The 12,781-nt window shown below is 44.5% G+C and carries 12 protein-coding genes and 1 tRNA gene; 1 reads left to right on the top strand and 12 read right to left on the bottom strand.

The genetic code is table 11. The features are described from left to right. Positions 1–46: 46 nt before the first annotated feature. The 5 genes from J7E32_RS11165 to J7E32_RS11185 form a co-directional block, all read right to left on the bottom strand. A complete protein-coding gene (locus J7E32_RS11165) occupies positions 47–1,075 on the bottom strand; it encodes a sugar-binding transcriptional regulator (protein WP_214907265.1) in 1,029 nt (342 codons plus the stop codon). Between the two features lie 123 nt (positions 1,076–1,198). Continuing rightward, complete coding sequence (locus J7E32_RS11170; protein ID WP_214907266.1) at positions 1,199–1,459, bottom strand: glutaredoxin family protein; 261 nt, start codon at positions 1,457–1,459, stop codon at positions 1,199–1,201. A gap of 333 nt (positions 1,460–1,792) precedes the next feature. After that, positions 1,793–3,136: an RNA polymerase factor sigma-54 gene (rpoN, locus tag J7E32_RS11175; protein ID WP_214907267.1), complete on the bottom strand. Its 1,344-nt coding sequence runs from the start codon at positions 3,134–3,136 to the stop codon at positions 1,793–1,795. A 145-nt stretch (positions 3,137–3,281) separates the two neighbouring features. Next, the gene (locus J7E32_RS11180) at positions 3,282–4,376 is read right to left on the bottom strand and encodes a hypothetical protein (protein ID WP_214907269.1); all 1,095 of its coding nucleotides are present in this window, start codon (positions 4,374–4,376) and stop codon (positions 3,282–3,284) included. Positions 4,377–4,575: 199 nt separating this feature from the next. After that, positions 4,576–4,647, bottom strand: a tRNA-Arg gene (locus tag J7E32_RS11185). Positions 4,648–5,012: 365 nt separating this feature from the next. Between J7E32_RS11185 and clpP the strand changes: the two genes are divergently transcribed. Beyond that, positions 5,013–5,618, top strand: a complete 606-nt coding sequence (gene clpP, locus J7E32_RS11190; RefSeq protein WP_214907271.1) for an ATP-dependent Clp endopeptidase proteolytic subunit ClpP — start codon at positions 5,013–5,015, stop codon at positions 5,616–5,618. Between the two features lie 68 nt (positions 5,619–5,686). Here clpP and J7E32_RS11195 read toward each other — a convergent pair whose 3' ends face one another. The 7 genes from J7E32_RS11195 to J7E32_RS11225 form a co-directional block, all read right to left on the bottom strand. After that, positions 5,687–5,944, bottom strand: a complete 258-nt coding sequence (locus J7E32_RS11195) for an HPr family phosphocarrier protein (RefSeq protein ID WP_041967465.1) — start codon at positions 5,942–5,944, stop codon at positions 5,687–5,689. Positions 5,945–5,966: 22 nt separating this feature from the next. After that, the gene (gene whiA / locus J7E32_RS11200; RefSeq protein WP_214907273.1) at positions 5,967–6,914 is read right to left on the bottom strand and encodes a DNA-binding protein WhiA; all 948 of its coding nucleotides are present in this window, start codon (positions 6,912–6,914) and stop codon (positions 5,967–5,969) included. Between the two features lie 151 nt (positions 6,915–7,065). After that, positions 7,066–8,049, bottom strand: coding sequence for a gluconeogenesis factor YvcK family protein (locus tag J7E32_RS11205; protein WP_214907275.1), 984 nt, complete (start codon positions 8,047–8,049; stop codon positions 7,066–7,068). Next, positions 8,046–8,939, bottom strand: a complete 894-nt coding sequence (rapZ, locus tag J7E32_RS11210; RefSeq protein ID WP_041967462.1) for an RNase adapter RapZ — start codon at positions 8,937–8,939, stop codon at positions 8,046–8,048. Before rapZ ends, J7E32_RS11205 begins: the two co-directional genes overlap by 4 nt. Positions 8,940–8,970: 31 nt before the next feature. Continuing rightward, positions 8,971–9,429: an NUDIX hydrolase gene (locus tag J7E32_RS11215; RefSeq protein WP_214907277.1), complete on the bottom strand. Its 459-nt coding sequence runs from the start codon at positions 9,427–9,429 to the stop codon at positions 8,971–8,973. 493 nt (positions 9,430–9,922) lie between these two features. Further along, positions 9,923–10,873, bottom strand: a complete 951-nt coding sequence (trxB, locus tag J7E32_RS11220) for a thioredoxin-disulfide reductase (protein WP_214907278.1) — start codon at positions 10,871–10,873, stop codon at positions 9,923–9,925. Between the two features lie 213 nt (positions 10,874–11,086). After that, positions 11,087–12,595: a tetratricopeptide repeat protein gene (locus tag J7E32_RS11225; protein WP_214907281.1), complete on the bottom strand. Its 1,509-nt coding sequence runs from the start codon at positions 12,593–12,595 to the stop codon at positions 11,087–11,089. Between the last annotated feature and the right edge of the window lie 186 nt (positions 12,596–12,781).

Below are 12,781 nucleotides of genomic sequence, written 5' to 3' on the forward strand. Positions count from 1 at the left end.
TATTTCCTCCTTTGATTCCTATAAAGGTGTTGTTTATATTAAGGTGTTACCCTTGTAACAATGTTTTAGCGGCTCCTTCGTCCGTAATCAGGATCGTTGAGGAAGGTGCCTGCTTCATATAGGCTCTGATTGCCTTTGCCTTTGACGCTCCGCCGGCGACTGCAATGACATCCCCTATATTTTTGAGATCGTCCATTTGAAGACCGATCGTCAGCACTTTGTGGACGATTTCCCCGGCTTCGTTGAAATAGTAGCCAAAAGCCTCGCCAACTGCTTTTCCTTTGAGGATCTTTTGTAAATCCTCCTGGCTGGTATTGCGACGTTCTGCCATTGTAATAGCGTCTCCAATACCATGTAAAACCATGCTTGCTGATTTTACTAAATTCCAAACCTCATAAATCAGCGGTTCTTTGATGAAGGTTTTATAGACTTCGCTGCTGACCTGGTCGGGCACATAAAAGACCCTGTTTCGTGAATTCGTGTTGTCCGCCATGATCGCGCAAATTGTGTTTGCCTGATTCTTGACGTCCTCGCCAATTCCGCCCCTTGCCGGCACGAACAGCAATTCCTTCTCGCCGAAATCATCGGGTGTCAACATTTCTGCCACAGCCGCCATAGTCGATCCTCCGGTCACAGCAATTATATTTTTGCTTTGAAGAAGATTTTTCATACTATGTGCTGTCGCGCGTCCGAGCTCACTTTTTACCCACGGTGACTGGTCGCTGTCCCCTGGGACAACAATCACTTTCCTGATTCCCATGCGTTCCTGAAGCTGGCGCTCTAGTCTGTCTATACCCATAATGTCTCGCATTACACTATCAAGACTTTCCAGTATATCTTTTCCCTCTTGGGTCATTGTCATTCCCTGACCCGACATCGAGATTAGATTCTGGTCTTTCAAAAATTCCACCTCAGAACGCAAAACCCGTTCAGTCAAATTCAGGCTTACTGAAAGGTTTCTCCTGCCAACCGGCTGCATCACGTTTATGTACTGGAGGATGAGGTATCGTTTTTGCATAACTTGCAATAAATCGGGCAATATTCTTTTTTGAATATCAATGAGCGAAAAGTCCATGTTGATATTCTCCTTTTCCAGCATTGGACTAAAAATGTCCCGCTAAGACATATTATGTCCCGCTCGCGGTAAAAAAAATCACCCCTGCTACAGATTTCATTCTAACAGGAGTGAAAACCTTAATCAACTTATAAACTCAAGGTTTTTTCGTGAAAACGCTTCACTTATGAACTTTTTGTTCACAATACCGTATTGAAGTTCTTCCCCGTCCAATTCCACTACAGGAATCATGATTCCATACTTCTCCACAAGCTCGTCGTCAAGGTCGATATTGATCTCTTCTATTTTAATATTCCAATCTTGCTTAAGTTCTTCCAGGATTTCACGCGCTGTTTCGCACAAATGGCAGCGCGGACGGGAGTATAGTTTGACTGTTTTCTTCATATTGAACTCCTTCGACTAAACTTTAAAATGCTTTTCGTATGCTTTGTAATGCTAATAAGTTGATTTCCACTCCAGGATGCTTCGCTTTCCGCGGGGCGTGCGGTGAGCCTCCTCAGCGCTAAAGCGCCTGCGGGGTCTCACCTGTCCCGCTGATCCCGCAGGACATTGATTGAGCTTCTCCGAACCTGCCCACGCACGAGGAAAATGCGTTAGCATTTTCGGAGGAGTCTCGCACCTTCCGTTCCAATCAACTTATCAGTAATGATTTTCGTTCAAACAATCAATTTACAGCGTCAGAAAAATAAATATATAAAACACTTGATCATCAGAGCATTAATCGAATCTCTTCCGCTTTGAAGATGATGGTATACCCAGCTGGTCGCGGTATTTGGCGACGGTTCTCCGGGATACGACCATTCCTTCTTGTTCCTCTAGCATCTCTACCAGTTTCTGATCTGAAACAGGCTTCTTTTTATCTTCTTCTTTTATATAATGCTCTATTGCTGCTTTTACTTTTTGGGATGAAGCCTGGTCGTTCTCTGTTGTCTGGACTGCACTTGTAAAAAATGATTTCAATTCGTATGTGCCGGCAGGTGTCTGCATATACTTTTCCCGGACCGTTCGGCTTACTGTTGATTCATGGATTTCTAGCTCTTCGGCAACCTCCCTCATCGTCATTGGATTCAGATGCGAAGGTCCGATCAAAAAGAAATCCTGCTGTTTCTCGATAATTTTCATCGATACTTTCAAGAGCGTTTCCTTCCTTTGCACCAGGCTGCGCTGAATCCATTGGTAGTCCCCCTGCTTTTCCTGGAGGAATTTGTTCACTTCCGGATCCTTATGTCCAGATAGCTGCCGGAAATATCCTTCATTAAAAGAAATCTTGGGAATCAGCGCATCGAACACACTCACTGAGAGTTCGTCACCTTCACGTTTGACGACTACGTCAGGGACAATGTAGGCAGGTTTCTCTCGCTGGAACGCAGCACCCGGTTTCGGGTTAAGCTGCTGGATATCGTCATGGACTTTTTGAATTTCTTTTACATCGATATTCAGCATCTTCGCTAGTGCCTTCCACTTTTTTTCAGCAAATAGCATGAAATGGTCACGGATAATCGTTATTGCCAGTTCATTTTCAGGTGTGCGCTTCCGCCTTGTCAATTGAAGCAGAAGGCATTCCCTGAGGTCATTGGCCCCGATTCCGGCCGGATCAAGGGACTGAAGCTTAAAAAAAGCACAATCGACAATTTCTTCATCCACACAAAACCTTTTAACAAGGTTTTCTCTTTGCAGATTCAAGTAACCGTTTTCATCTATGTTTTCAATCAATTCATGTAAAATCAATTTCTCTTCAGGTGTTGCTTTTAACAAGTTTAATTGGGATAGGAGATAGTCTTCAAGGGTATCACTCGTCCCCTCGCCAATTTGTTCGATCAAGTTCTTCTGGTCCCGCTCGAACGTCTTCTTCCTCGTTTTTCGAGTTCGATCCATATTGGCATCAAAATGGGAGATGTTTTTAAAGTCCACTTGCATCAGGGGATTTTCCATTGATTTAGCTTCAAGAAACGCGGCAAGCTCCTGTGCGGAGTATTGCAAAAGTGCAATCGCCTGGGTCAGTTCCTGAGTCATCGCCAATTTTAATGTCTGCTTTTGCCATAATCCAGCTTTCAAATCCATCCAATCACCCCTGCACTCATTTTACATGATAAACAGGCTTTGGTGTATGGAAAGAATTTGGTATGAATAAAAAACCTCTCGCCGTTTTCAGCAAGAGGTTTTCAGCAGCAAATTTACCGTCTTCTCAAAGCTTCCGCTGCATTTCTCACAAATTATATCTTCTGCGTCGAATAGAATTGTTTACAGCTGGTTTGTTGGAAGATTGAGTATTGCGCAGAGTAGCTTGTTGCTGTACTGCTGGTGTTGGCGATCCTTCTGTGCATTCAGGCAGAACAATAGTGTAGTTAACTGTCACATCTCCTGTTTGTGGATTTTCTGTTATTGAATTGATTTCAATGCTGACATTGTCGCATGTTAGTTCCGGGAACACAGGAGCAGGGTCACCGATACATGTAAAGCAATTTTGTGTTACTGTGACTTCCTGGAAGCAGCATTCAAAAACTGGACCTCCACAATCTCCCACTTTAGGCAGGTTCAATTGGACTTGGAAGGTTGCTGTACGGAAATATCTTTGAACATCGGTACAGCAAATCAATGTCTCCCCACAAACAAAAACTTCAGCAACACCTTGGCAAACTTCCGTCGCTACATCACTTACCTCTCCAATACAAAAGCCGCTTAATACATCATCGACAGTCACATCATCTGGTAAGGTAAAGCAAGTTTCTGGAAATTCAAAAACACAGTTAAAAGTATCTTCACCGCATTCGCAAGCATCTGGGCATTCAATACAGTCTGGAACGCAAATCAATCCGCAAGCCTCGTTATCACCAAACTTTAACGCCGCACAAGCTTCTGTGGCAATCGGCGGCTGGTTGAAGACGAAGGCAAATAACTGGGACTCGCCAGGATCCAATTCTCCTTGGGTGCCTGTTCCCAAGTTATCAAATTTAAAACCGCGCACAACCTCACCAGCGCTGCATGGTGCATCATCAGGACATGGGTCAGGAGCGGGTTCATCAGTTCCAACATCCCCATACAAAACAAGCTCTGGAGGCAATTCCTCAGAAGGAAATACTGGAGTGATAAACGCATCGCCGATGAAATCCTGACACGGTAAATCAATTGCCAAGACCCAGTCACTTAAAGCGTTAGGAGCATCAATGTTGTCAATTCGGTAAATCCAGCGATAACCGCTCCCAAACCGCTCAACATCAACCAATGTCACAACGAAGCCATCAATGGGTACCGGCTCAAAACAGCCTTCCGGAAATTGCTGCAATAAATTAAAATGTGGCATTTACATCTTCCTTTCATAAATTATTAGAGGTTTTTATGCACCTCTCTATTACTCTATGAAAGAAAGGGTAAGCTTGTTTAGGTGAATGCTCCTAGCCGTATTCATTAATTTGAATGAAGTAGGAAGATTCACATGTTATTGCAGCGCAAAATAAAAAAATCCCGCCGAGCTATATAAAAGCTCAGCGGGATTTTAATGACGCCCTCGGAGGGAATCGAACCCCCATTTTAAGAACCGGAATCTTACGTGCTATCCGTTGCACCACGAGGGCAAGTTTCAAGTTAGCGTTACGCTTACCTATTATAGGGTAAGTTTATTCGCTTTGCAAGGAGGATTTTTTGGGATGTCAGGCGTTCCTCTTGTTTAAAAAAGACTTTCTTGGGTAAGATGGATACGGTACAGTAAATTGGAATATACATTATTGTCGAACAGTTTCTGCAGGCTAATCAAGCGATTCGTTTGACCTTTATTGACCATGCGTGTATCATAAAACTACATAGGTGTTCTGGCAAGCGAACCAGTTTATGCCAGCCTGCAATTTGCCTTTTTAGAAGAAAGTACATTGCCCTTTTATGGCAGCAACCGCTTTTAAAAAGTGCAGTAAAAAGATCTTTACGTTAAAGGAGGAAAACAAACATGAACTTGATTCCTACAGTTATTGAACAAACGAATCGGGGCGAAAGGGCATATGATATTTATTCCCGCCTTTTAAAGGATCGCATCATTATGCTGGGAAGCGCAATCGATGACAATGTTGCCAACTCAATCGTAGCCCAGCTGCTTTTCCTGGAAGCTGAAAATCCGGAAAAAGACATCTCCATCTACATCAATAGCCCGGGCGGCAGCATCACCGCTGGCATGGCAATCTACGATACCATGCAGTTCATCAGACCGAATGTACAAACAATTTGTATCGGTATGGCTGCTTCAATGGGTGCATTCCTGCTCGCTGCTGGTACAAAAGGCAAGCGTTATGCTCTTCCTAACGCAGAAGTCATGATTCACCAGCCACTCGGCGGTGCTCAGGGACAGGCGACAGAAATCGAAATCGCTGCGAAGCGCATTCTTTTCCTTCGTGAAAAGCTGAATACTATCCTTTCAGAGCGCACTGGCCAGCCGCTTGAAGTCATCGCGAAAGATACTGACCGTGACAACTTCATGACAGCTGAGCGTGCGAAGGAATATGGTCTTGTTGACCAGATCATCACCCGCAACGTACTTGAAGAAAAGAAAGATAAATAAGCTGAATGAAAACTCGCTCCTGGTTTCCAGAAGCGAGTTTTTTAATGGGCTATATTTTTTTAAAAAAATTAATTCTCTTTCTGGATATATTCAGCCAGCTTTTCCACAGCTTCTTCTTCATCATTGCCTTCAGCAATCAGGTTCACAGATGCTCCAGCACTTACGGCAAGGCTCATCAATCCCATGATGCTTTTCGCGTTTACCTTTTTTCCGTCTTTCTCAAGAAAAATATCAGATGAGAACCTGTTTGCTTCCTGTACGAACAAAGCCGCAGGGCGAGCCTGTAAACCAGTCTTCAATTTTACTTCCACCTGTTTTTCCACCATTGCGTTTTCCTCCTCTAGCCCTCTATTTATTTGTAATTTGTCCGGCACGCAGTTTATCTGCTATTTCATCGATCTTTCGCAGCCGGTGATTGATTCCTGATTTGCTGATCGCACCTCCGCTTACCATCTCGCCCAACTCTTTAAGGGTGACATCCTGGTAGTCGACACGGAGCTGAGCGATTTCTCTCAACTTATCCGGTAGTATTTGCAGGCCGACCGTCTCCCTGATAAAGCGGATATTCTCTACCTGTCTAAGTGCAGCGCCAATCGTTTTATTCAAGTTAGCTGTTTCACAATTCACAAGACGATTAACCGAGTTCCTCATGTCGCGGACAATCCGGATATCCTCGAATCGCAGAAGCGCATTATATGCGCCTACGATGGTCAAAAACTCAGTGATTTTTTCTGCTTCCTTCAAATAGGTGATGAAGCCTTTTTTTCGCTCTAGTGTTTTGCTGTTCAGTCCGAATGTATTCATCAGCTCACATAATGAGTCATTATGCTCCTGGTACATGGAGGCAATCTCCAAATGATAGGAGGACGTTTCCGGATTGTTCACAGAACCTCCTGCAAGGAATGCACCTCTTAAATAAGAACGCTTACAACATTTCTTTTTCACCAGTTCAGGTGAAATTTCATGGATAATTTCAAAGCCTTCTCCAATAATCTTTAAATCCTCCAGAATATCCCTGGCAGATTCCTTAAGGCGGACAATATAAACATTATTCTTTTTCAGCCGCATTTTTTTACGCACCAGCAGCTCTACCTGTACCTGATAACTTTTTTTGATTAAGGTATAGATCCGCCTGGCAATCGCGGCATTTTCAGTCTGTATGTCTACGATGAGTTTTCGATTTGAGAAGGAAAGGGATCCATTCATCCGGATTAAAGCGGACAGTTCCGCGTCAGCGCAGCAGCCATTCACGTCAATATTCGTGAGTTCCTTTTTTGTTTCCGAAGCGAACGACACCTTCTCACCCCCCTGTTTCAATAGCGCTGTCACTCTGGTAAATCAGCAAGCGCAGCAGCTGTCTTTTTATTTTATTGCGAAAATGGCTTTTTAGGCTTGATGCCTAAAAAAAGCACTTATTCAAAAAGAGACAAACGCTTGCATCCTATATTTACGCGTTATATCTCTTTTTGGTTTCATCTATTATCATAGAATATAAAATTTCTGAAACTTTTTTTGTGTCATGCCTGATAACATTGCCATCGAGCTCAGCAATTTCCTCCTGGACGACTTCTATTCCCAGAGACATCAGCCGGTCGAGGTCAAAATGGACAGGCTGGGCAAGCTCCTCCTTATAGCGGAGCTCAACATCCGGCGGGATGGTCTCACTATTGACAAGGATTGTATCGATAAAAGCACAGTCCATGTGGTCATAGATCGCTTTTATATGATCACTGGCAGCAAAATCATGTGTTTCCCCTGCCTGGGTCATAAGGTTGCATATATACACTTTCCGTGCCTTCGCTTTGCATACTTCCTTGCCGAGTCTCTTCACGAGCAAATTCGGCAGGATGCTCGTATACAAGCTGCCAGGACCGATCACGATCAAATCTGCTTCCCTTATTGCCTGGAGCGTTTCGGGCAATGGCTTAACGCCCTCTGGATTCAAAAACACCCTTTTGATCCTTTTTCCTGAGTAAGGAATTTTGGATTCTCCCCTGACAATGCTGTCGTCTTCCATCACGGCATTCAGCATGACGCTTCTGTTCGCTGCCGGCAGCACTTTTCCGCGCACATTCAGGACCTTGCTCATTTCCTGGATCGCGTGAACAAAATTGCCGGTGATCGACGTCATCGCAGCAAGAATCAGATTGCCGAGCGAGTGGCCGGACAATTCGTTGGCTGTATTGAACCGGTGCTGGAACATCTCTTCGATCAGCGGCTCCACATCTGATAGTGCAGCAAGGACATTCCGGATATCACCTGGCGGAGGGATTTGCATATCCTCCCTCAGCCGGCCCGAACTGCCGCCGTCATCAGCAACAGTGACGATCGCAGTGATATCGACAGGGTGCTTTTTCAACCCCCGCAGCAGGACTGGGAGGCCCGTTCCACCCCCGATGATGACGATTCTTGGCAATCCATCCGCCATCATTTTATATGTCCCTGCCTTTTCTCGATATCACGGTGAGTCACACGGGTATGGTAATCTTTTTCGAAAAACTTGGCGATGTGTTCTGCCAATGCCACGGAACGGTGCTGGCCGCCTGTGCAGCCGATGGCGATGATGAGCTGGGCCTTTCCTTCCCGCTTATAATGCGGGAGCATGAAACTCAGCAAATCTGTCACCTTTTCAAGGAACTTACTTGTCTCGTTCCATTTTAAAACATATGTCGACACGTCTTCATCGAGACCAGTTTTCGGCCGCATATGTTCGATATAATGCGGGTTCGGCAAAAAGCGGACGTCGAAAACAAGATCGGCGTCGATTGGTATTCCATGCTTGAAACCGAAGGACATGACATTGACGGTAAAAATCGTCTTCTTGTTCACCGAGAATTCCTCAAGGATTTTTTCGCGGAGGTCCTTCGGTTTCATGCCCGTTGTTTTATAAAGAAGCTGTGCCCTGCCCTTCAGCTCTTCCAAAAGCTCTCGTTCCAGCTGGATGCCTTCGAGCGGCAATCCTGACGGAGCAAGCGGGTGCGAACGTCTCGTTTCTTTATAGCGGCGCACAAGAGTGGAATCATCCGCGTCAAGGAACAATACCTGCGGTGTCACCCAAGACGTTTCCGCCAGATCATCCAGCGCTTTGAAAAGAGAGTCAAAAAATTCGCGTCCGCGCAAATCCATCACAAGTGCCACTTTGTTCATTTTCGTGCCAGATTCCTTCATTAACTCGAGGAATTTCGGCAGCAACGTTGGCGGCAGGTTGTCGACGCAGAAAAATCCAAGGTCTTCGAAGCTCTGGATGGCGACAGTTTTACCAGCGCCAGACATACCTGTTATAATCACGAGCTGGGTATCAGTGCTTGAACCGGTACTCATTTCTCTTTCCCCCTGCAAATTAAGTTATTTATCAATTTGGATCGAGCCTGTAATTTATCAGCTCAAAATCCGGTGTATAAGTGAAAGTGCCATAGATAATTCCTTGTCCATGGACCATATATTCTAAGATGTGATAATCTCCCGCTGCCATTGGCAGGTCTTTGATGTGATCAAGCTCATGCCAGGAAATCGTGCCTTCCTCTGATACATCGAGATTGATGCCATCTGCCTCCGTCGCGTAGAACGTGAACATCATCCACTCAGAAACGACTTGATCGTCTTCCTTGATGACAAATGTGAAAATCCCTTTGATTTGGGGATTTCTCAGGTAAATTCCTGTTTCCTCGCGAAATTCCCTGACACATGAATCCTTCACGGTTTCTCCTGGTTCCATTTTTCCGCCTGGAGCCACCCACCAATTTCGGCGCGGCTTTTGCAGCAGCAAAATCTTATCATCTTTTACTAAAACACAATTCGTCACTCGCTGCATCCAATCCACCTCTTTATATGTAGGCCAACTAGGCTTTTAAAAATCTTCGTGATGATTTGCCGTTTTTCGATTCAAATCAATAACAAAAAACAGCATTCTGAAAAGAGCAGTTCTGAAAATCTGCTCAACTTTTATTCTTTCCATTATACTATTTTTAGTTTTTCGCCACAATGAATACAAAGATGATATTTTTGTTAAGAAGTATGTGGGAAATGCAGATTCAAAATCCTGCTAACGAATGGTGTTATAATCCTTTACTAGGGCCTGTTTCATTTTTATGTAAAAAAAAGAGCACAGGATAACCTGTGCCGTCAAAGGATTATATTTTTAAAAGGGGGTCAATTTCTACTCCTATAATACCCCACGATTGTTTCACTACTGTTACAGGAGAATTAATATATAATTACGTTTTGTAATTTTTGCCGAGACGGGATGTTTTTACCAACAGGTTGGAAAAACCCGCTGAATCAGATCCAGCGGGTTTGGCATTGTATTATACGTTTGCTTTTAATTCTTCCATCAATTCTTCGACATAGTGCTGAGCGTTTTGCGCCGCGATACTGCCGTCGCCAGTTGCTGTGACAATTTGTCGGAGTGTTTTTTCACGAATGTCACCAGCTGCGAAAATACCTGGGACTTTCGTTTCCATTTGTTCGTTCGTTTCGATGTAGCCATTGCTGTTCGTGATCCCAAGGCTTTCGAATGGCTTTGTCAACGGAACCATGCCGATGTAAATGAACACACCATCAGCCGCGAATTCCTGCTCAGCTCCGTCCTGTGTTGAAACAAGGGTCACGCTGCCAACTTTGCCTTCTTTATCGTTGATTTGCTTGACAGTGTGATTCCAGATGAAATCGATTTTGTCATTGGCAAATGCACGATCCTGAAGGATTTTTTGCGCACGAAGCTCATCGCGACGGTGAACGATTGTCACTTTTGAAGCGAAGCGAGTCAAGTAAACGCCCTCTTCAACCGCTGAGTCTCCACCGCCGACAACAACAAGCTCTTTATTTTTGAAGAATGCGCCGTCACAAACCGCACAGTAAGAAACACCGCGGCCGCCAAGCTCCTGCTCGCCAGGAACTCCCAGTTTCTTGTACTCTGCACCAGCAGAGATGATGATGGAACGTGCTTTGTATTCCTTATTGCCAGCCTTGATTGTTTTATATTCTTTGCCGTCGATGACTTCTTTTACATCACCGTAAGCATATTCAGCACCAAATTTTTTCGCGTGATCGAACATTTTCGTTGAAAGCTCAGGTCCAAGAATATGATCAAAACCAGGATAGTTTTCAACTTCTTCTGTATTCGCCATTTGTCCGCCCGGCACGCCGCGCTCAAGCATCAGTGTCGACAAGTTCGCACGTGAAGTATAAACAGCGGCCGTCATACCAGCTGGTCCGGCACCGATGATAATGACGTCATAAATTTTCTCTTCTGACATGGTGTACAACTCCTTTTATAAAAATCCCCTGTATTTTCATCCAAGATAGTATTTCCTTCCTAAACATATCCTATAAAACAGGACGCGCATAGTCCAAAAATATGCTTAAGTTCACGGAATTGCCATATAGTTTTTCTATACCCTTAATTGTATATTCTAAAAAGAGAAAAAAGGGTAAACCTCGTCTGCTCATCACAGACTTAGTTTACCCTCTTAAATGCTGTCTTCTTCCTGAAGAAACTCGTTTGCCAAATTAATATATTTGGAAAGCGTTGAGACAGACAATCCGTATTTTTTTGCTACTGCTGCTTTCGATGTCTTGATATTTCTAAGCTTATCCCAGAGATAATCAACTGCTGCGGCCCATGCCTTTTTGTTTTTGAAGTCATAGCCAGCCTGTGCTGCCTGCTCAAAAACTGAGAACCACATGATGTAGACACCAGCTTCATTTTTGCCGATCGGCTGGTGGTGGTCATAAAGGAGCTTCGCTGTTTCATGTGCGCCCTTCACTTCCTCTTCCTTGCTGCTCAGTTTGCCTGAAGTTACATAATCTAGGTATGATTTTTCCATTTCCGTCATTTTATCCGTTGAGGTATCCGCTGCGAGAATTTCCTTCTTTTTCGCGGAAACGGATGTGAGGAATAGCGCAAACAGGCGCTCCTCTGGATAATCACTGTTCAGCTGGTTCAGGATGGCCGAAACCTGCGCTTCGAACTTTACGCCCGATTTGTCTGCCCACGGCTCCATTCCTTCTTTTTCAGGACTGAACTCGAGTACCTTTTTCCAGGCATTCCGCGCTGTATTTTCTCTGCCGGTAAAATAAGAAGCATGAGACAGCCAGTAATAGAAAGCACCGTCGCCTTCAAAACCTGTTTTTTGCAGTTTTTTCAGCCAGCGGTAAGCCAGTTCATATTCGCCGACAAGCGCAAATGTCGCACCAAGCTTGAACTGGTGCTCCACGTGGATCGGGTGGATTTTTTCAAGAGAGTTTCTAAGGTCCTGGCCTTCTTTCTCCTGTCCCTGATAATGCGCAAACACGAGGGCATTGCACAATGCATGCAGGTTGCCGGGATTCTGCTGCAGGACATCGTTCAGGATGTCACGGGCCTTTGTTGTTTCACCAAGATAGAAGTACGCCAATGCCAGGTTGTTGTAAGCCGACCAATATTCCGGATACTCCTCGATGACTTCCTGAAAAATCTCGATCGCTTTCGGGAATTCGCCTGATTCGAGGTGATTGCGTGCTTCCTCCTGCTTGACGATCAGGTCATCCTCTTCATAGTAATCCTCATCCATCTCTTCTGCTTCCATCGTGAGAAGCTCAAGCAAATCGCTTGCATCCTCGGCAAACTCGCCATCTTCATTCAATTCCATATAAAGATTAGCATGCCTGAACGCATCGCGGAACAAGCCCAAATGAGCGTAGTTATTCGCTAAGAAATAGTGACATTCTGCCATGTTTTCATCAAGTTCTTCGAGGACCAAGTGCAAAAGACGGTTAGACTGCTGGTATTCACCCAGCTCCGACTGCACGATTGCCAGCTGGCAAACGATCATCGGCTCGCCAGGCTCAAGGTGCATCGCACGCTGGAAATACTTTTCAGCCTTTTTTAGGTCCCGCCTGTGGAAAGCCTTGACCCCTTTGGTGAAGTAATATTCACCAGTAGGAACAAATGACAGCAATTGACCTTTTTGCTTCATCGCTTTAGAGTCTTTTCCCATATGATCCTCCATTTATATTTTAGTAAAACTATATCCTTTGAACCTTTTGTTTGTATAAGAATACACATACAGTGTTTTATCGAAGCAACTTTAACTAATGTAGTATAACATACGGACAGAGTATTCGAGAAGGTGTGGATTTGAATTTGTGGTTTGGAGGGTGTATCCAGTTGGTTAAAAAAGCGT

The sequence above is a fragment of the Bacillus sp. ISL-55 genome, assembly GCF_018613155.1.
Taxonomy (GTDB): Bacteria; Bacillota; Bacilli; order Bacillales; family Cytobacillaceae; genus Mesobacillus.